The 18,463-nt window shown below is 64.3% G+C and carries 15 protein-coding genes and 2 tRNA genes; 8 read left to right on the top strand and 9 right to left on the bottom strand.

Annotation, left to right across the window (positions count from 1 at the left end; all coding sequences use genetic code 11):
• The first annotated feature begins 75 nt into the window (after positions 1-75).
• The 3 genes from NOV72_RS28345 to NOV72_RS28335 are packed head-to-tail and all read left to right on the top strand — an operon-like array spanning position 76 to position 2,785.
• Positions 76-819, top strand: coding sequence for a (Fe-S)-binding protein (locus NOV72_RS28345; protein WP_106857842.1), 744 nt, complete (start codon positions 76-78; stop codon positions 817-819).
• Positions 816-2,207 (top strand): lactate utilization protein B, encoded by a 1,392-nt coding sequence (locus tag NOV72_RS28340; protein WP_106857841.1) that lies wholly within the window; start codon positions 816-818, stop codon positions 2,205-2,207. The genes NOV72_RS28345 and NOV72_RS28340 overlap by 4 nt, the downstream gene beginning before the upstream one ends.
• Complete coding sequence (locus tag NOV72_RS28335; RefSeq protein WP_106857840.1) at positions 2,204-2,785, top strand: LutC/YkgG family protein; 582 nt, start codon at positions 2,204-2,206, stop codon at positions 2,783-2,785. Before NOV72_RS28340 ends, NOV72_RS28335 begins: the two co-directional genes overlap by 4 nt.
• A gap of 473 nt (positions 2,786-3,258) precedes the next feature.
• Here the strand turns inward: NOV72_RS28335 and NOV72_RS28325 are convergent.
• The 3 genes from NOV72_RS28325 to fdxA form a co-directional block, all read right to left on the bottom strand.
• Positions 3,259-3,334 (bottom strand) — tRNA-Asn (locus NOV72_RS28325).
• A gap of 79 nt (positions 3,335-3,413) precedes the next feature.
• Positions 3,414-3,489 (bottom strand) — tRNA-Asn (locus tag NOV72_RS28320).
• Positions 3,490-3,609: 120 nt separating this feature from the next.
• Entirely contained in the window at positions 3,610-3,933 is a 324-nt protein-coding gene (gene fdxA / locus NOV72_RS28315) for a ferredoxin FdxA (protein ID WP_035501717.1), read from the bottom strand.
• A 290-nt stretch (positions 3,934-4,223) separates the two neighbouring features.
• Between fdxA and pncB the strand changes: the two genes are divergently transcribed.
• The 5 genes from pncB to NOV72_RS28290 all read left to right on the top strand — a co-directional run bounded on the left by pncB (position 4,224) and on the right by NOV72_RS28290 (position 10,075).
• The gene (gene pncB / locus NOV72_RS28310) at positions 4,224-5,414 is read left to right on the top strand and encodes a nicotinate phosphoribosyltransferase (protein WP_106857839.1); all 1,191 of its coding nucleotides are present in this window, start codon (positions 4,224-4,226) and stop codon (positions 5,412-5,414) included.
• Between the two features lie 136 nt (positions 5,415-5,550).
• The gene (locus NOV72_RS28305; RefSeq protein ID WP_106857838.1) at positions 5,551-6,222 is read left to right on the top strand and encodes a LutC/YkgG family protein; all 672 of its coding nucleotides are present in this window, start codon (positions 5,551-5,553) and stop codon (positions 6,220-6,222) included.
• A 5-nt stretch (positions 6,223-6,227) separates the two neighbouring features.
• Positions 6,228-7,640, top strand: coding sequence for a sodium:proton antiporter (locus NOV72_RS28300; protein ID WP_106857837.1), 1,413 nt, complete (start codon positions 6,228-6,230; stop codon positions 7,638-7,640).
• Between the two features lie 9 nt (positions 7,641-7,649).
• Entirely contained in the window at positions 7,650-8,630 is a 981-nt protein-coding gene (locus NOV72_RS28295) for a 2-hydroxyacid dehydrogenase (RefSeq protein ID WP_106857836.1), read from the top strand.
• Positions 8,627-10,075, top strand: a complete 1,449-nt coding sequence (locus NOV72_RS28290) for a DNA recombination protein RmuC (RefSeq protein WP_106857835.1) — start codon at positions 8,627-8,629, stop codon at positions 10,073-10,075. The genes NOV72_RS28295 and NOV72_RS28290 overlap by 4 nt, the downstream gene beginning before the upstream one ends.
• Position 10,076: 1 nt before the next feature.
• Here NOV72_RS28290 and NOV72_RS28285 read toward each other — a convergent pair whose 3' ends face one another.
• The 6 genes from NOV72_RS28285 to NOV72_RS28260 all read right to left on the bottom strand — a co-directional run bounded on the left by NOV72_RS28285 (position 10,077) and on the right by NOV72_RS28260 (position 17,590).
• Positions 10,077-10,496, bottom strand: a complete 420-nt coding sequence (locus NOV72_RS28285; protein ID WP_106857870.1) for a GNAT family N-acetyltransferase — start codon at positions 10,494-10,496, stop codon at positions 10,077-10,079.
• A gap of 68 nt (positions 10,497-10,564) precedes the next feature.
• The gene (locus NOV72_RS28280) at positions 10,565-10,840 is read right to left on the bottom strand and encodes a hypothetical protein (protein ID WP_008342276.1); all 276 of its coding nucleotides are present in this window, start codon (positions 10,838-10,840) and stop codon (positions 10,565-10,567) included.
• Between the two features lie 65 nt (positions 10,841-10,905).
• Positions 10,906-12,210 (bottom strand): molybdopterin molybdotransferase MoeA, encoded by a 1,305-nt coding sequence (gene moeA / locus NOV72_RS28275; protein ID WP_106857834.1) that lies wholly within the window; start codon positions 12,208-12,210, stop codon positions 10,906-10,908.
• 134 nt (positions 12,211-12,344) lie between these two features.
• Positions 12,345-12,938, bottom strand: coding sequence for a molybdenum cofactor guanylyltransferase MobA (gene mobA, locus NOV72_RS28270; protein WP_245933191.1), 594 nt, complete (start codon positions 12,936-12,938; stop codon positions 12,345-12,347).
• A 43-nt stretch (positions 12,939-12,981) separates the two neighbouring features.
• Entirely contained in the window at positions 12,982-14,088 is a 1,107-nt protein-coding gene (gene moaA, locus NOV72_RS28265; protein ID WP_106857832.1) for a GTP 3',8-cyclase MoaA, read from the bottom strand.
• A gap of 220 nt (positions 14,089-14,308) precedes the next feature.
• Positions 14,309-17,590, bottom strand: a complete 3,282-nt coding sequence (locus NOV72_RS28260) for an Rne/Rng family ribonuclease (RefSeq protein WP_106857831.1) — start codon at positions 17,588-17,590, stop codon at positions 14,309-14,311.
• Positions 17,591-18,463: the final 873 nt, after the last annotated feature.

The following is an 18,463-nucleotide window of genomic DNA, read 5'->3' as shown; positions in this document are numbered from 1 at the left end:
AAACGGGCATCTCATTAAAGTCTTGGTCAGACCAAGCTTACCAAAAATGATTGTCCCACCCCACGATCGGACCTCATGAAAGTTGCCCTGTTCGTTCCCTGTTTCATCGACGCGTTTTATCCGCAGGTCGGCATCGCCACGCTCGAATTGCTCGAACGGCTCGGCGTCGACGTCGACTATCCGCCGGATCAGACGTGCTGCGGCCAGCCGATGGCCAATAGCGGCGCGCACAAGGACGCCGCCGGCGCCGAGCGCGTGTTCGCGCGCAACTTCGCCGACTACGACTATGTGGTCGGGCCATCGGCGAGTTGCGTGCATCATGTCCGCGAACACTTCACCGCAATCGAGCAGACGGGCGCCGTGCAAAAGGTTCGCCGCAATATGTATGAACTCGTCGAATTCCTGCATGACGTGCTGAAGGTGCGCGCGTTTCCGTGGGCCGAGTTTCCGCACAAGGTCGGACTGCACAACAGTTGCAGCGCGGTGCGGCATTTGCGCGAGACATCGAATTCGGAGGTCGCGGGCACGCCGTTTTCGAAACCGCGCGCGCTGCTCGAAGGCGTGAAGGGCATCGAGTTCGTCACGCCCGCGCGTCCCGACGAATGCTGCGGGTTCGGCGGCACGTTCTCCGTCACCGAAGAAGCCGTGTCCGTGCGCATGGGGCAGGACAAGGTGCGCGATCACGTCGGGGCGGGCGCGGAGTACATCGTGTCGGGCGACATGTCATGTCTGATGCATCAGCAAGGCTGCGCGGAACGCATGAAAGCCGATGCGAAGTTCATCCATATCGCGCAAGTCTTGAACGGAGAGCAAGGATGAGCAAAACCGTTCGCATCGATCACGCGAAGGCGGCGGGCGCGTTCCTGCAGAAGCCGGATCACGTCGCGTTCCACGACAAGCGACTGTGGGACTTGCGCAGCAAGCGCGACGCGCAGGCGCACGGCATCCCCGAATGGGAGACCATGCGCAATCTCGCGTCGCAGATCAAGGAGCACACGCTTTCCCATCTCGCCGATTACATCGAGCAGTTCGTCGATCAGGCCGGGAAGAACGGCGTCGTCGTGCATTTCGCGGCCAATGCGCAGGAGCACAACGAACTCGTCTACACGCTGATGAACGAGCGCGGCATGACTTCGCTGGTGAAGAGCAAGTCGATGCTCACCGACGAGTGCTACATGCGCGACTATCTGGAGCCGCGCGGCATCACCGTGATGGAAACCGATCTCGGCGAGCGCATCCAGCAACTCGATCATCAGGACCCGAGTCACATGGTCGTGCCCGCTGTTCACAAGTTGCGCGCGGATGTGGCGGAACTGTTCGGCAAGACCATCGGTACAGATCCGAAGAACAGTGACATTCACTATCTCGCCGAAAGCCAGCGCATGAACACGCGGCCATACTTCGTGCGCGAGAAGACGGCGGGCATGACCGGCTGCAATTTCGCGGTCGCGGAGACGGGCACGGTCGTCGTGTGCACGAACGAAGGCAACGCGGATTTGTCGGCGAACGTGCCGCCGCTGCATATCGCGTCGATCGGCATCGAAAAAATCATTCCGACGATCGCCGATCTCGGCGTGTTCGTGCGCATGCTGTCGCGCAGCGCGCTCGGTTCGCCGATCACGCAATACACGTCGCACTTTCGCGCGCCGCGTCCGGGCACGGAGATGCACTTCATCCTCGTCGACAACGGCCGCTCCGAGCGGCTCGCGATGGACGACTTCTGGTACTCGCTCAAATGCATCCGCTGCGGCGCGTGTATGAATACGTGTCCGGTGTATCGGCGCAGCGGCGGGCTTTCCTACGGCGGAACGTATTCCGGGCCGATCGGCGCGATCATCAATCCCACTCACGATCTGAAGCGCTATAGCGCGCTGCCGTTCGCCTCGACGATGAACGGCAGTTGCACCAACGTCTGCCCGGTGAAAGTGAACATTCACGAGCAGATCTACAAATGGCGCGAGGTGATCGCCGAGAAACACGAAGTGCCGTTCGTGAAGCAGGAAGTCCTGAAGATGGCGGGGCGCCTGCTCGCGAGCCCGACGCTTTATCGCGCGACGGTCGCGTCGCTCGGCGGCGCGTTGAAGCGCTTGCCGAACTTCGTGCTCTACAACCCGCTCAACATCTGGGGACGTCAGCGCGATCTGCCCGAGGCGCCCGCCGAGACTTTTCACGAGTGGTATCGCAAGAACCGGAAGGCCGATCAATGACGACTCGCGAAGCTTTTCTGTCGAAGATCCGCGCGGCGCAGCCTGCATCGCGTCCGCGTCCCGACGTGCCGCTGTTTCCGTCGCCCGAAGGCGATCCGAAGGCGCGCTTCACGGCGGCGCTCACGGCAATGGGCGGCACGTGCGTCGACGCCGAGAGTCTGGGCGATGTGAACGCGCTGATCGCGTCGCGCTTTCCGGATGCAAAGGTGATTGCGTCGGCGGTGCCGGGCGTCGACGGCACGCGGCCGATTTCGTCCGATACGCTCCCGGCGTCGCTGCACGATGTGGATGTGGGCGTCGTGAGAGGGCGCTTCGGCGTCGCCGAAACGGGCTCGGTGTGGTTCAGCGAGCGTGAATACGTCGTGAACTCGATCGGCTATCTTTCGCAGCATCTCGTCGTGCTGCTCGATCCGGCGCTGCTCGTTGATGGCTTGCAGCAGGTTTATCGACGCGACGATTTCGGGTCTGCGCGTTATGCGGTGCTCGTCACGGGACCGTCCGCGACGGCGGATATCGAAGGCGTGCTGATTCGCGGCGCACAAGGCGTGCGTTCGCTGACCGTCGTTTGGCTCGCGTGACGCGTCAGCGCTTCCAGAAGTTCGCGACGGCGATCTCGCCGAACAGCCGGTCCGGTTTCACGTCTTGAGCTGCTTGCCGACGAGCCGGATCGAATAGAGATACCGACGGCCTCGGCGCGGATGGCTTCCCAGTGCGCCTTGATCGGCGCGAGCTCGGGAAAGAGCGTCGGTTGCAGGCAGGGCGTGGACGGCACGCGCGAGAACAGGTAGATGAAACCGTTCAACGGCGACAGGAAAGTGGAATGATCTGAAAGCTGTCGGAAGAAACCGTGCCGCGCCAGTGTGTATAAGCCGCGGAAGCAAGGGAGATCACCCATATCTGCCAGCGCGTTTGTTGCTCCTTTGCGCGCAATCGCCGTCATCCGTGTGCTGGATGAAATTGTGCAAACGTCGATACAAAGCCTGCTTGGATGGCATCGGGCGCGAAAAACAAAAAAGCCCAGTCATTTGACTGGGCTTTTTGCTGGAGCTTTTGGCTCCCCGACCTGGGCTCGAACCAGGGACCTACGGATTAACAGTCCGGCGCTCTACCGACTGAGCTATCGGGGAACAACTGAAACATCTGCAACTGAGATAAAAAACCCAGCCGAGGGACTGGGTTTTTTTGAAACCGACTTGCTGGAGTTTTTGGCTCCCCGACCTGGGCTCGAACCAGGGACCTACGGATTAACAGTCCGGCGCTCTACCAACTGAGCTATCGGGGAACATCTACAGCAGAGAAGCGAAAGTATAGGGGGCTGAGATTATCGTGTCAACGCCGAATCTTCACTCAATAACCAATTTTTGCAATTAAAACTGGAATAATCCGCAGGCGTACGACTGAATCAACGCTCGAGCAGATTCAACTTGTCCTTGACGTCCTTGAACTCGTCCGCTTCGGGCAGCGATCCCTTCGTCTTCGTGATACTCGGCCAGTTACGCGCGAGGTCCGCGTTCAGTTCGGTGAAGTGCTGCTGGTCCCCGGGCACGTCTTCTTCGGCGTAGATCGCGTTCACCGGGCACTCGGCCACGCAAACGGCGCAGTCGATGCACTCGTCCGGATCGATCGCGAGAAAGTTGGGACCTTCGCGGAAGCAATCCACCGGGCACACGTCCACGCAATCGGTGTACTTGCACTTGATGCAGCTTTCGGTCACAACGTGAGTCATTCAGGCTCCTGCATGCGGAATTCTTGGGGGCGGCGCCCTGGGCGGCTACATGGGCCGGGAGGTGCGCGTGTCGAAACGCATATTGTAGCGTAACGGTAAAAACGGGCGCGACCCGCACGGGGCGCGCCTTATATCGATTCGTGATGTATGTATGCGCGGCTTCGTAAAAGGGCGGTGCATGGTCATGACGTCGTGAACATTCGGGTAACATGGCCCTAAAGGCACAAGGCTCGGCGTCGGCAACAAGGCACGGCGCACGGTCAATTCGCGTGGATGTTCCCGTCAGAACCATGATCATCAATTCGCTGCTCGATACCGACCTCTACAAGTTCACCATGATGCAGGTTGTGCTGCATCATTTTCCCGCGGCGCATGTCGAATATCGCTTTCGCTGCCGCACACCGAATGTGGATCTCGTGCCGTACATCGACGAAATCCGCGACGAAGTGCGCCAGCTCTGCAATCTGCGCTTCAAGGAAGAAGAGCTGGACTACCTGCGGCGCATGCGTTTCATCAAGAGCGATTTCATCGATTTCCTCGCGCTCTTTCATCTGAACGAGAAGTCCATTCGTATCGCGCCGTCGCCGAAGAACAATGGCGAGATCGACATCGAGATCGAAGGGCCGTGGCTGCATACGATCCTCTTCGAGATTCCGGTGCTCGCGATCGTCAACGAAGTCTATTTCCGCAACACGCAGCGCAAGCCGGAGTACGAAACCGGCCGCGAGCGTCTGCGCGAGAAGATCAAGCTGCTCGCCACGCCGCCCGAGTATTCCGACTGCAAGATCGCCGATTACGGCACGCGCCGCCGCTTCTCGGGACAGTGGCACGAGGAAGTCGTGCTCACGTTGAAAGACAAGCTCGGCGCGCAGTTCGCCGGCACGAGCAACTGCTTCTATGCGATGAAGCACGGCTTGCGTCCGCTGGGCACGATGGCGCACGAATACCTTCAGGCGTGTCAGGCGCTGGGTCCGCGTCTGCGCGACTCGCAAATCTTCGGCTTCGAAATGTGGGCGAAGGAATATCGCGGCGATCTCGGCATCGCGCTGTCGGACGTCTACGGCATGAAGGCGTTCCTGCGCGACTTCGACATGTACTTCTGCAAGCTGTTCGACGGCGCGCGCCACGACTCCGGCGATCCTTTCGACTGGGGCGAGCGTCTCATCAGGCATTACGAGGAGAACCGCTGCGATCCGCGCACCAAGGTGCTCGTGTTCTCCGACGCGCTCGACATTCCCAAGGTGCTGCAACTCTACGAGCGGTTCCGCGGGCGCTGCCAACTGGCGTTCGGCGTCGGGACGAATCTCACCAACGATCTCGGCTATCAGCCGCTGCAGATCGTCATCAAGATGGTCCGCTGCAACGGCCAGCCGGTCGCCAAGCTCTCGGATTCGCCCGGCAAGAACATGTGCGACGACAAGGCGTATCTCGCCTATCTGCGTCAGGTGTTCGGCATCGAGCAGCCCGTGGGCGACGACTGACGGGTTCGAAGCCGTGCGTTCGGCCTATGCCGTTCGGCCGGGATTCGTGCGCCTAAGTCGCTCGCTATAATTCGAACGCGTCGTCGCTCAGTCCGGCGCGCACGAATCTCAAGCACGCCAACACGAGGACGGCACCATGGACACATCGGCCGCGCGCCGCAATATTCTCGCGCGCATACGCAGCGCACAGGGCCGTCGTGGCGCGCCAACGGAAGCCGAACGCGAGACGGCGCAAGAGTACGTCGAGCGGCATCCCGCGGGTCCGCGTCCGCCGTTGCCTCAGAACCGCGATGAGTTGATCGCGCGCTTCAGGCTCGAAGCCGAGCGCCTTTCGACGACCATCGCCGAAGTGGAATCGCTCGCGGATGCGCCCGCCGAAGCCGCGCGCTATCTGCAATCGCTGAATCTTCCCGTCGATGTCGTCGCATGGCCCGCGCTTGGCGATCTGCCGTGGGCGCAAGCAGGCATTCAGGCGGCACTGCGCAAGCCGGCGAACGCCGATCTCGTCGGCATCACCGGCTGTTTTTGCGCGACAGCGGAAACCGGTTCGCTCGTGCTGCTCTCGGGCGCTGATACGCCCGCATCCGGCGCGCTCCTGCCTCAGACGCATATCGCGATCGTGCCGGCGTCGCGCATCGTCGCGGCCCACGAAGACGCGTTCGCGCTGATGCGCGCCGAGCGGGGCGAACTGCCGCGCGCGGTGAACTTCGTGTCGGGACCGTCGCGCACGGGCGATATCGAACAGACCATCGTGCTCGGGGCGCATGGGCCGTATCGCGTGCATGTGATCATCGTGCGCGGGGCCTGAGCAAGATGCGACGTTTCTTTTCAAACGCGCTGTGCGCGGGACTGACCTTGATCGCTGCGCCCGCCATCGCGGCGACACCCGACGGCGCGACGCTGCCGGCAACGTGGGGCATCCCGTTCATCGGCGTGCTGCTTTCCATCGCGGTGTTTCCGCTCGTTGCGCCGAAGCTCTGGCATCACCACTTCGGCAAGATCGCGGCCGCGTGGACGGTCGCGTTTCTCGCGCCGTTCGCGCTCGCGTTCGGCCTCGGCACGGCCGGCAGCGTACTGATTCATTCGATGCTCGAAGAGTACGTGCCGTTCATCGTCCTGCTGGCGTCGCTTTATACGGTCGCGGGCGGCATCTGCGTGCGCGGCAATCTGCATGGCTCGCCGCGTCTCAATACCGGGCTGCTCGCGCTCGGCACCGCGCTCGCGAGCATCATGGGCACGACGGGCGCGGCCATGCTGCTGATCCGTCCGCTCTTGCGCGCGAACGACAATCGCAAGCACGTCGTGCATGTCGTCGTGTTCTTCATTTTTCTCGTCGCGAATGCGGGCGGCTCGCTCACGCCGCTCGGCGATCCGCCGCTTTTCCTCGGCTTTCTGAACGGCGTGGGCTTCTTCTGGACGACGGTGCATCTCGCGCTGCCGATGGTCTTCGTCTGCGGCGTGCTGCTCGTCGCGTTTTTTGTGCTCGACAGCTTCTACTGGCGCAGGCACGACGCGCGATCCGCGTTTCTCGATCCGACACCCGACAGCCCGCCGCTCGGCATCGACGGCAAGATCAACTTCGCGCTGCTCGCGGTGATCGTCGCGCTCGTGCTGATGAGCGGCATCTGGAAGCCCGGCATCGCATTCGATGTGTTCGGCACCGAGGTGCAATTGCAGAACCTCGTGCGCGACGTGCTGCTTGTCGGCGTGCTGCTCGCCTCGCTCGCGCTTACGCCGAAAAGCGCGCGCGCGGGCAACGCGTTCGACTGGGCGCCCATCGAGGAAGTGGCGAAGCTGTTCGCGGCAATCTTCATCACGATCGCGCCTGTCATCACGATCCTGCGCGCGGGCGAGGCGGGCGCATTCGCGGGCATCGTGCACGCGGTGTCGGATGCGCACGGCAAGCCGATCGACATCGCCTATTTCTGGGCGACGGGGCTGCTGTCGTCGTTCCTCGACAACGCGCCGACGTATCTCGTGTTCTTCAATCTCGCGGGCGGCGACCCCCGCACCCTCATGACCACCGACGCCACGACGCTCGCCGCCATCTCCGCGGGCGCCGTCTTCATGGGCGCGAACACGTATATCGGCAATGCGCCGAATTTCATGGTGAAGGCGATCGCCGAATCGCGCGGCGTGCGCATGCCGAGTTTCTTCGGCTATATCGCATGGTCGGGCGTGATCCTCCTGCCGATTTTTGCCGTTCTGGGCTGGCTATTTTTCTAGGAGCAATCGATGAAGAAGGTACTTGTCGCGCGTCCCACGTTTCCCGATGTGATCGAGCGCCTGAAACAGTATTTCGAAGTCGATGTGAACCTGGGCGACGTGCTTGCGCAAGACGAGTTCGCGCGCCGTATCGCCGACAAGGACGGCGCATTCACGGCGGGCGAATGGGTCGGCGAAAAGGAACTGGCGGGCGCACCGAACCTGAAAGTCGTCTCGAACATGGCGGTCGGCTACAACAACTTCGACATGAAGGCGTTCGACGCGCACAAGGTTCTCGGCACCAACACGCCGAACGTGTTGAACGAGACCACCGCCGACTTCGGCTGGGCGTTGATGATGGCGGCGGCGCGCCGTGTCACCGAATCCGAGCACTATCTGCGCGCCGGAAAGTGGCAGAAATGGTCGTTCGACGCGTTCCTCGGCGCCGACGTGCACGGATCTACACTCGGCGTGATCGGCATGGGACGCATCGGCCAGGCGCTCGCGCGGCGGGCGGGCGGCTTCGACATGCGCGTGATCTATCACAACCGTTCGCGCGTCGCGCCGGAGATCGAAGCGCGGTTGAACGCCGAGTACGTGTCGAAGGAAGACCTGCTCAAGCGGGCGGATCATGTCGTGCTCGTGCTGCCGTACACGAAGGAGAACCATCACACGATCGGCGCGGCCGAACTCGCGCTGATGAAGCCGACGGCGACGCTCACGAATATCGCGCGCGGCGGCATCGTCGACGATGCGGCGTTGATCGTCGCACTGCGCGACAAGCGCATCGCGGCGGCGGGCATCGACGTGTTCGAAGGCGAGCCGGACTTCAACCCGGATTTCATGCTGCTCGACAACGTGGTGCTGACGCCGCACATCGCGAGCGCGACCGAAGGCACGCGCCGCGCGATGGCCAATCTCGCTGCGGACAATCTCATCGCCGCACTCGGCGAGGGACCGCGCGCCGGCAATCCGCCCAACCCGATCAATCCGGACGTGCTGAAGAAATGACGGAATCGTTGTATGGCGTTGTCGCCGCTTTGGCGATCGCGCTCGTGGTGTCGCTTGTCGCGCTCATCGTCGCCATACGGCGCAACTCGAACGCGCCCATTTACGATGAATTCGAGGCGCTCACCGACCGCGTGAACGACATGGGCGAGGCACATGCGCGCGCGCAGGAGCGGCTCGAACGCGGGCTGCGCGGCGACATCGCCGAGCACGCGCGCGTGTCGCGCATGGAATCGCAAACCGGCTTCACGCAATTTCATCAGACGCTCGCGACGCAACTGGCGAGCACGTCGAGCGTGCAGAACGCGCAGTTCGACGCGCTCGCTCAACAACTCGCGCAACAAAGCCAGCAGGCGCGCGAGGATCAGGGCAACGCCCTGAAGCGCTTTGCCGATTCGATGTCGCTGCATCTGTCGCAGCTATCGGAGGCGAACGAGCGGCGGCTCGGCGAAGTGCGCGCCACGCTCGAAGCGCGCCTGAAAGACATCGAGGCCAACAACGCGACGAAGCTCGAAGAGATGCGCCGGACCGTCGACGAAAAGCTGCACGCCACGCTCGAACAGCGGCTCGGCGAGTCGTTCAAGCTCGTGTCGGACCGGCTGGAGCAGGTGCATCGCGGGCTCGGCGAAATGCAGACGCTCGCGGCCGGTGTCGGCGATCTCAAGAAGGTGCTCACCAACGTCAAGACGCGCGGTATCTGGGGCGAAGTGCAACTCGAATCGCTGCTGGAGCAGTTGCTTACGCCAGATCAATACGCGAAGAACGTCGCGACGATTCCGGCGAGCAACGAGCGCGTCGAGTTCGCGATCAGGCTGCCCGGCCGACACGATGCGCCAGGCGCGCCGGGCGATGCCGCGACGCCCGTGTGGCTCCCCATCGACGCGAAGTTTCCGCGCGAAGACTACGAGCGGCTGATCGACGCGCAGGAGCGGGCGGATGCGGCGGGAGTCGAGGACGCGTCGCGCGCGCTCGAAGGCCGCTTGCGCGCGGAAGCGAAGTCGATCGCGCAAAAGTACGTCGCGCCACCGCACACCACCGACTTCGCGTTGCTCTTCTTGCCGACCGAAGGACTCTACGCGGAAGTGCTGCGTCGTCCGGGCCTGAGCGATTCGCTGCAGCGCGACTATCGCGTGACCGTCGCTGGGCCGACCACCTTGACCGCGCTCCTCAACAGTCTGCAGATGGGATTCCGCACGCTCGCCATCGAGAAGCGATCGAGTGAAGTGTGGCGGGTTCTCGGCGCAGTGAAGACCGAGTTCGGCAAGTTCGGCGAGGTGCTGGCGAAAACGAAGTCGCAGCTCGAAACCGTCACGCGCTCGATCGAAGCGGCGCAGACGCGCACACGGCAGATGGGCAAGCGCCTGCGCGATGTCGAGGCGCTACCGGGAGAACAGGCGCCGGGCCTGTTGGACGATGCGTCATCGCCCGAAGGCGACGACGACTCGTGACTTACCGGGCGAGCAGTTCGAGCGGCTCGCCCGTCACGCGCACGATGCGCCAGTCGGGCAGCACGGTCGCGCCCATCTTCTCGTAGAAGTCGATGGCGTTCTGATTCCAGTCGAGCACCGACCATTCGAAGCGGCCGCACTGGCGCTCGACCGCGAGCGCGGCGAGTTTCTTCAGAATCAGCGTGCCGAGACCGCTGCCGCGCATCGACGGACGCACGTACAGGTCTTCGAGATAGAGGCCGCGCTTGCCGAGGAAGGTGGAGAAGTTCTGGAAGAAGAGCGCATAGCTCACGACTTCGCCTTCCTGCTCCGCCACCAGCGCTTCCGCGGCGGGACGCGCGCCGAAGAGGGCTTCATGCACGCCTTCCTCGGTCGCGATGAACAGATGCGTGAGCTTCTCGAACTCCGCGAGCTCGTACATCAGGCCGAAGATCGCGGGGACGTCGGCGGGCGTGGCGGCGCGGATCGTCGCAATATCGTTCGTGGCGCTCACGCTTCCTCCGGCGCATCGGACAGCACGATTTCGATGCCGCCGAAACGCGACGCCACCCAGTTGTACGCGTGGCACGCGATCCACAGCAGGATGAAACCGAGAATCGCGTTGAGCAGCAGCGCGCTCGTGACGGTGCTCACTTCCACCGAGCCGTATCGCACGAACGCGACCACGACGCCGAGCAGCACGATCGGCACGCTGAAGGTCAGGTACACGAGGATCAGCGCTTTCGCGGTCTGTCCGGGTGCAATGAATGAGATCTGCTTTTTCATGGAAGGAAAGCCCCGTCTATCGATGTAGGAATGTTTGTGCTGGCGACGTTCGTTGCTGGCGTGCGTCAGATCAGGCCGTCGAACGGCACGATCTCGATATCGTCGCCTTCGTCGATGTCGCCGCGCGCGTGCTCCAGCACGATGAAGCAATTGGCTTCGCTCATCGAGCTGAGCACGCCGGAACCTTGCGGGCCGGTCGTGACGACGCGAAAGCGGCCGTCGTCGTCACGCGTCGCGATGCCGCGCTGAAACTCCGTGCGGCCCGCGCGTTTTTTCATCGGCTCGGCGGCGCTTGCGCGGATGACCGTGAGCGGCTGGCGCGTCGCGCCCGACATCGCGAGCAGTGCCTCGCGCACGATGAAATAAAACGTCGCCATCACGGCAACCGGATTGCCCGGCAAGCCGAAGAAGAGCGCCGACTTGCCCGTGCCCGCGCGCTCGCCCGACCACAGGCGGCCGAACGCGAGCGGCCGGCCGGGGCGCATCGCGATCTTCCAGAAGGCGACGTCGCCGAGCGAGTTCATCAGCTCGCGCGTGAAATCCGCATCGCCGACCGACACGCCGCCCGAACTGATGACGACATCCGCGCTTTCGGTCGCATGGCGCAGCGCCTTTTCCAGCGACGCACGGTCGTCGCGCACGATGCCGAGATCGATCGTTTCGACGCCAAGGCGCTTGAGCATCGCGAAGAGCGTGTAGCGATTGCTGTCGTAGACACTGCCTGGAGTCAGCGTTTCGCCGACCGAGCGCAATTCGTCGCCCGTCGAAAAGAAGGCGGCGGTGAGCCGCTTGCGAACCGGCACTTCGCCGATGCCGAGCGACGCAAGCAGCCCGAGGTCCGACGCGCGCACGACTCGGCCAGCGAGCAGCGCGGGCTCGCCTTTCGCGAGGTCTTCACCCGAGCGTCGCCGGTTCTGGCCAGCGCGGATTGTCGCGGTGGAGAAGAGAATCGCGTCGCCTTCGCGCGTGACGAATTCCTGCGGCACGACCGTGTCGCAGCACGGCGGAATGAGCGCGCCCGTCATGATGCGCACGCACTGGTGCGTGCCCGGCGTGCCTTCGAAAGGCCGCCCGGCGAGCGCCGTGCCCGCGACCGACAAATCGAGCGTGTCGCCGCCGCGCGAGAGCGCTGCGCCCGCGAACGCGTAGCCGTCCATCGCGGAATTGTCGAACGCGGGGACGTCGATGGGCGAGATCACGTCGTCGGCGAGCACGCGGCCGAGCGCATCGCGCAGGCCGACGCGCTCGATCTGCGCATCCCGCGCGCGCGGCATGGCCCACTGACGCACGATTTCCTGCGCGGCTTCGACGGGAAGCGCGTTTGGATCGTACTGGGCAACGCAGGCGGAGAATTGCTTGGACGTGGTCATGAATCGGCGTGGATCGCGCCGGAACCCGGCGAAGAAGCAGCCACGAGGCCGCGCGGTGGTTGAACGCCCGAACGCCGGAATGCCGCAACGGCGGACGCGAGCGAACAGTCGGGTTGCCGGTTCGGTTGAACGAGTCAGCGGCGTTCCAGTTCGGCCAACTGTTGTAAATCGTTGATATTGTAAAACGCGCGTTCGTCGTGAAATCGGACTTCCGCCGCCTTGTGGCGCGCGTACCACGCGCGGACTTTGCGCTCTCCCTGGTCGAGCCAGGCGTCGAGATCGTCGGCGAGCGAGGTGCGCAGAAGCGCGAAGACCGGGTGCGCCATGACTTCTCCGGACGCATCGATCGTTGCTGCGTAGGCAACGTCGCCGCCTTGCGCGTCGAGTGCCTGCATCAACACCGCGCCGATATGTTCGTCGACGAATGGCGCGTCGCAAGGCGCGGCCAGCACGTATTCCGTGGTCGCGGCGTGCAGTGCGGCCGCGATGCCGGCGAGCGGCCCGGGAAAATCCGCCCGCGCGTCCGGGATGACGCGCGCGTCGAACGCCGCGCCCAGTCGCGCGTAGTCTTTGATGGAACGGTTCGCGCTGATCAGAAGCGCGCCAGCCTGAGGCGCGATGCGCCGCATGACGTGCAAGGCGAGCGGCTCGCCATGAAACGGCTGCATGCCTTTGTCGACGCCGCCCATGCGCGAGCCGCGTCCGCCCGCGAGCACGAGCGCAGTCATGTTCGAGGCGGAGCGGGCGTTCGGCACGAGCGATTCGCCGAGTTCAGCCGCCGATGTACGACATCTCGACCCGACGCGCATCTTCCGCCGACGGCGCCGATGCGCTGCCACGCAATTGCGAGTACCGGTCGCCGCGCGCTTCCCAGATGCGCGCGATGGCCGTCGCGACTTCCTCGTCGCTCGCGCCGCCGCGGATCAATCCGCGCAGATCGTGACCCGACACCGCGAAGAGGCACAGATAGAGCTTGCCTTCGGTCGAGAGCCGCGCGCGCGTGCAGGAGTCGCAAAACGCGCGCGTGACGCTGGAAATCACGCCGATTTCGCCGCTGCCGTCGCGATAGGCCCAGCGCTGCGCGGTTTCGGCCGCCGTATGCGCTTCGAGCGGTTCGAGCGGGAAATGCGCGCCGATGCGCTCGACCACGTGCGCCGACGGCAGCACTTCGCTCATGTTCCAACCGTTCGACGCACCGACATCCATGTATTCGATGAAGCGCAGCACCGCGCCGCTGCCTTTGAAATGGCGCGCCATCGGCACGATTTCCTGGTCGTTCGTGCCGCGCTTCACGACCATGTTCACCTTGATCGGATCGAGCCCGGCGGCCTGCGCCGTTTCGATGCCGTTCAGCACGTCGGCGACGGCGAAATCGGCGTCGTTCATGCGGCGAAAGAGGGCGTCGTCGAGCGCGTCCAGGCTGACCGTCACGCGCGACAAGCCCGCGTCTTTAAGCGATTGCGCCTTGCGCGCGAGCAGCGAGCCGTTCGTGGTGAGCGTCAGGTCGAGCGGACGGCCTTCCGGCGTGCGCAACAGCGCGAGCCGCTCGATCAGGAATTCGATGTTCTTGCGCAGGAGCGGTTCGCCGCCCGTCAGTCGAATCTTCTCGACGCCATGCGCGACGAACACGCGCGCGAGCCGCTCGATCTCCTCGAACGAAAGCAGGGCGGCGTGCGGGAGGAATTGGTAGTGCTTGTCGAACACGTCGCGCGGCATGCAGTACACGCAGCGGAAGTTGCAGCGGTCCGTTACCGAAATGCGCAAGTCGCGCAGCGGGCGCACGAGCGTGTCGGTGAGCAGTCCGGACGGCGACGCCGCCACGCCGGAGAAGTCCGGAACGGCGCTGACGTCGGCGAGGGGAATGATGCGTCGGGACATGATGACTCGGGTCTCGGCTCGGCCGCTGCGGCCTTGTTCGAATAATGGTTTCAACGTCCCATTTTAGCGGAAGCGGGCGTATGGACGCACAGGCGAGGGATCGCGGTTTTCCCTTGGGTTCTCCCTTTTTGCGGCGCCAAAAAAAACGCCATCGACCGGGATCGATGGCGTCTTCTGTATCCGCCGGCTCACCGAAGCGAGCCGGCTCGCGCGAGTGCGCTTAGTGGACGTGCTTGCCGGTTTCCACTTGCTGCATCGGCGTGGCGTCGGCCGGCGGGAGCGCCTTGCGCTCGCGCGGCACGCGCACCGCAGCCGGCTCGCGCGCGGCGGCGGCATTCGCTTCGCGCAGCTTGCCTTCGTCGGTGTTGACCCAGACAAGACCGGCTTGCTCCAGCATCGGCTCGAGCGTTTCGACGGCGATCGGCGTCGAAGTCACGGGCGCGGCGGGTGCAGCGGCCTTTACCGGCTCGGCGACGACGGCGACCGGCTCCTGCGCTTGCGCGCGTTCGATCGATTGCACCGGCTCGACGATCGTCGCTTCCGGCGTCGGCGCGAGCGCGGCGGTCTTCACCGGCTCGGCGACCTCGGCGGGTTCAGCCGCTACCGGTTCGACGGGCGTCGGCGCCGTTTCGACAGCCTTGGCCGCTTCGACAGGCTTCGGCTCTTCCGTCGCGGCGGACACAAACGGATCGGCCGGCGTCGTCTCGGCAACCTTGGGCGACGGTCCGAACGGATTCTCGACAGCCGCCGCGGGAGCGGGCTTGGCGAAGAGATCGAACGTCGTCGGCTCGGGCGTTTGCGCCTTCAACTCGAAAGGCTCGGCTTCGACGGCCTTCGCAACCGGCGCTGCTTCGGCTGCGACGGGCGCGGGCTCTTGCGGTTCCGCCTTGGCTTCGACCGGTTGAGCAACCGGTTGCTCGACCGCGTGCTCGACCGCGTGCTCGACCGGCTGCGGCGCGGCGGGGCGGCTTTCGCGACGCGCGGCCGCTTCCTGCGCAGCTTCGGCATCGAATACGCCGGCTTGCGCGGAGACGTTTTCGGCCGAACCTTCCGCCTCGGCGACATCCGCCGCGTGATTCACCGTCATGCCGTCTTCTTCGCGCTCGCGACGGCCACCACGACGGCCACGGCGACGGCGACGGCGCTCTTCGCCCTCACGCGCCGCTGCCTGATCGGCGGCGCTGTCGATGCCGGCTTGTTGCGCGTCGACATTGGCTTGCGCCGCTTCGACGATCTCCGACGGCACCGTTTCACCCTGCGTCAACGCCTCGACGGCTGCGTCCGGTTGCGGCTTGCGGCGCTCGCCACGTTCCGCGCGCTCGGTGCGCTCGGTGCGTTCACCGCGTTCGGTACGTTCGGCGCGCTCGCCACGGTCGGGACGCTCGCGGCGCTCCGGACGCTCGGCCGCTTCCGGACGGGCGGCGCGTTCCGCGTTGCGCTCGCGGGTTTCGCGCGGCTCACGTGCTTCACGCGGCTCGCGGGGTTCGCGTGCCTCACGCGGTTCACGGGACTCGCGCGGCTCGCGGACTTCACGCAACTCACGTCCTTCACGGCCGCCACGCGCCTCGCGATCTTCGCGACGCGCGCCCTGGCGGCCCGCGCCGTTTCCGCTCGTAGCAGTGCTTGCTGCGGCGCCCTCGCGTCCGGTGTTACCGCCGCTACGCCGATTGCGGTTGCGATCGCCGCCGCCCGTGCGCTCGCCGCGTTCACGCGGAGCGCGCGTGGCCGGCTGAGCTTCCACCGGTGCCGGAGCGGGTTGCGCCTGCGGCTGAATGCCGAACAGATTCTTGATCCACGCGATGAAACCGCCGCTCACTGCCACGGGAGCCTGCGCAGGCGCAGCCTCGGCGGGCGCGGGCTTGACCGGCGCGCTCGGCGCCGGCTTTTCAGGCGTGATGCCCTTGACGGCCGCTTCCTGCTTCGGCTTCACTTCTTCGGCGCGCTTGCTGTAACCGGTCTCCGATTCCAGTTCGCTCGCCGCTTCGACGGCCATCTTCCACGACGCGCGCGGTTCGTCGAGACGCGCATCGTCGTGACGTAGACGTTCCAGCTTGTAGTGCGGCGTTTCGAGATGCTTGTTCGGGATCAGGACGACGTTGACCTTGAAGCGCGACTCGATCTTGTTGATTTCCGAACGCTTTTCGTTCAGCAAGAAGGCGGTCACCTCGACCGGCACCTGGCAATGGATCGCCGCGGTGTTTTCCTTCATCGCTTCTTCCTGAATGATCCGCAGCACTTGCAGCGCGGACGATTCGGTGTCGCGGATATGACCCGTGCCGTTGCAGCGCGGGCAGGTCACGTGGCTGCCTTCCGACAGCGCCGGACGCAGACGCTGACGCGACAGTTCCATCAAACCGAAGCGCGAAATCTTGCCCATTTGTACGCGGGCGCGGTCGTGCTTGAGCGCGTCTTTCAGGCGCTGCTCGACTTCACGCTGGCTCTTCGCCGACTCCATGTCGATGAAGTCGATCACGATCAGCCCGCCCAGATCGCGCAGACGCAACTGGCGCGCGACTTCGTCGGCGGCTTCGAGGTTGGTGCGCGTGGCGGTTTCCTCGATGTCCGCGCCCTTGGTCGCGCGCGCCGAGTTCACGTCGATGGCGACGAGCGCCTCGGTGTGATCGATCACGATCGCGCCGCCCGAGGGCAGCGGCACCGTGCGCGAGTACGCCGTTTCGATCTGATGCTCGATCTGGAAGCGCGAGAAGAGCGGCACGTCGTCGTGATAGCGCTTCACCTTCGAGAGGTTGTCGGGCATCACGATGTCCATGAAGGCGCGTGCCTGGTCATGGATTTCGGTCGTGTCGATGAGGATTTCGCCGATATCCGGCTGGAAGTAGTCGCGAATCGCGCGGATGACGAGGCTCGATTCGAGATAAATCAGCATCGGCTGGCCGGCGACGCCGCTCTGCGACGCGGCTTCGATCGCGCGCCACAGTTGCATCAGGTAGTTCAGGTCCCACTGGAGCTCTTCCGCCGAACGGCCGATGCCGGCCGTGCGCGCGATGATGCTCATGCCTTCCGGCAGTTCGAGCTGCGCCATGGTTTCGCGCAGTTCCTGCCGCTCGTCGCCTTCGATCCGGCGCGACACGCCGCCGCCGCGCGGGTTGTTCGGCATCAGGACGAGATAGCGGCCGGCCAGCGAAATGAACGTGGTCAGCGCCGCGCCCTTGTTGCCGCGCTCTTCCTTCTCGACCTGGACGATGAGTTCCTGGCCTTCGCGAAGCGCGTCCTGGATGCGCGCGGAGCGCATCTCGACGCCATCGCGGAAATACTGGCGGGCGACTTCCTTGAACGGCAGAAATCCGTGGCGGTCCTCGCCGTAGTTGACGAAGCAGGCTTCGAGCGACGGCTCGATGCGGGTGACGACTCCCTTGTAAATGTTGCCTTTGCGCTGTTCGCGCCCGGCGGTTTCGATGTCGATGTCGATGAGCTTCTGCCCATCGACGATGGCGACGCGCAATTCTTCTTGCTGCGTCGCGTTAAACAGCATGCGTTTCATGAAACGGCTCCAGAGCGGCTCCGTCCTTCCTCGTCGGGCGAATCGGCGTCAGTGACCGGAAACGTCACGCGCGCGAAGCGGGAGGGTGGGCGTGCCACGCTTTTTTGTGTGTTGTCACAAAGCACGCTGGAGCGGGACTTCTGGCGGGAGAATTGCCGAAAGCAGGCTTCGGCGCCCGAAATGGGGCGGCCGCGCCGTGGGGCACATTGCAAAACAACTGCGAGGCGTACGAAGCGTCGCGCGGCGAGGATGAACGGCGGCGCTGCGGTTTTCGCGTCTCAAAATAGACGCGCCGAACCGACCCGCGCTCTTGCGAAGAGCCTGATTCCTCCCAACGGCGGCAGCGGGACGAGCGGTCTCGCGCAAACCTGCGCGATGCTTCGTGACCGATCTTCTTCGCTGCCATGCCGCGCGGGCGCGGCCGCGGGCTCGATTGCTCCCGTCGGCTCGCGGCCGTGTGTCTCGCCTCGTTTTGCGGCGTCGCCGCGCTTCGCAGGAATCAGCGCAGCAGCGGTTTCGCCGTCAGTTGTTCGCAAAACCGGCGAGCGTCGACTTGCTTGATTCTCCCGCTCGATAGCAGGGTCGATCCGGGCTGGCATCCGGTTTTGCGTGCCGGGCGCCGTCGCTTCTCGCCGATAAAATTCTTTTTGACCAAAAATCCGTTACCGTCGGCGATCGACTCGACCGAACGCGCCTGTGGGCTCCGTCCCTGCCGGTGATATCGCCGTGCGTGCAACTTGCTGCTCTCGATTTCCGGGTGAGCAACCGACCCTGGGCGCAAGTAAAATGATGGTTTATCGCTTGCACCTATACAGTCTGATCAATCTCGGCCGTTGCTTGATCTTAAGCGTCGACCTTTTCAGGCTGCTCGCA

The sequence above is a fragment of the Caballeronia novacaledonica genome, assembly GCF_900258035.1.
Classification (GTDB): Bacteria; Pseudomonadota; Gammaproteobacteria; order Burkholderiales; family Burkholderiaceae; genus Caballeronia; species Caballeronia novacaledonica.
The sequence above is the reverse complement of the archived record's forward strand: the minus strand, read 5'-3'. Positions and strand labels throughout refer to the sequence as shown.

Excerpts from the sequence above, each read along its gene's own strand:
- NOV72_RS28260 (WP_106857831.1), bottom strand. The coding sequence starts at position 17,590 with ATGAAACGCATGCTGTTTAACGCGACGCAGCAAGAAGAATTGCGCGTC.
- NOV72_RS28335 (WP_106857840.1), top strand. The coding sequence starts at position 2,204 with ATGACGACTCGCGAAGCTTTTCTGTCGAAGATCCGCGCGGCGCAGCCT.
- NOV72_RS28295 (WP_106857836.1), top strand. The coding sequence starts at position 7,650 with ATGAAGAAGGTACTTGTCGCGCGTCCCACGTTTCCCGATGTGATCGAG.
- NOV72_RS28290 (WP_106857835.1), top strand. The coding sequence starts at position 8,627 with ATGACGGAATCGTTGTATGGCGTTGTCGCCGCTTTGGCGATCGCGCTC.
- NOV72_RS28305 (WP_106857838.1), top strand. The coding sequence starts at position 5,551 with ATGGACACATCGGCCGCGCGCCGCAATATTCTCGCGCGCATACGCAGC.
- moaA (WP_106857832.1), bottom strand. The coding sequence starts at position 14,088 with ATGTCCCGACGCATCATTCCCCTCGCCGACGTCAGCGCCGTTCCGGAC.
- NOV72_RS28300 (WP_106857837.1), top strand. The coding sequence starts at position 6,228 with ATGCGACGTTTCTTTTCAAACGCGCTGTGCGCGGGACTGACCTTGATC.
- NOV72_RS28345 (WP_106857842.1), top strand. The coding sequence starts at position 76 with ATGAAAGTTGCCCTGTTCGTTCCCTGTTTCATCGACGCGTTTTATCCG.
- pncB (WP_106857839.1), top strand. The coding sequence starts at position 4,224 with ATGATCATCAATTCGCTGCTCGATACCGACCTCTACAAGTTCACCATG.
- NOV72_RS28340 (WP_106857841.1), top strand. The coding sequence starts at position 816 with ATGAGCAAAACCGTTCGCATCGATCACGCGAAGGCGGCGGGCGCGTTC.
- moeA (WP_106857834.1), bottom strand. The coding sequence starts at position 12,210 with ATGACCACGTCCAAGCAATTCTCCGCCTGCGTTGCCCAGTACGATCCA.
- mobA (WP_245933191.1), bottom strand. The coding sequence starts at position 12,938 with ATGACTGCGCTCGTGCTCGCGGGCGGACGCGGCTCGCGCATGGGCGGC.
- NOV72_RS28280 (WP_008342276.1), bottom strand. The coding sequence starts at position 10,840 with ATGAAAAAGCAGATCTCATTCATTGCACCCGGACAGACCGCGAAAGCG.
- NOV72_RS28285 (WP_106857870.1), bottom strand. The coding sequence starts at position 10,496 with ATGTACGAGCTCGCGGAGTTCGAGAAGCTCACGCATCTGTTCATCGCG.
- fdxA (WP_035501717.1), bottom strand. The coding sequence starts at position 3,933 with ATGACTCACGTTGTGACCGAAAGCTGCATCAAGTGCAAGTACACCGAT.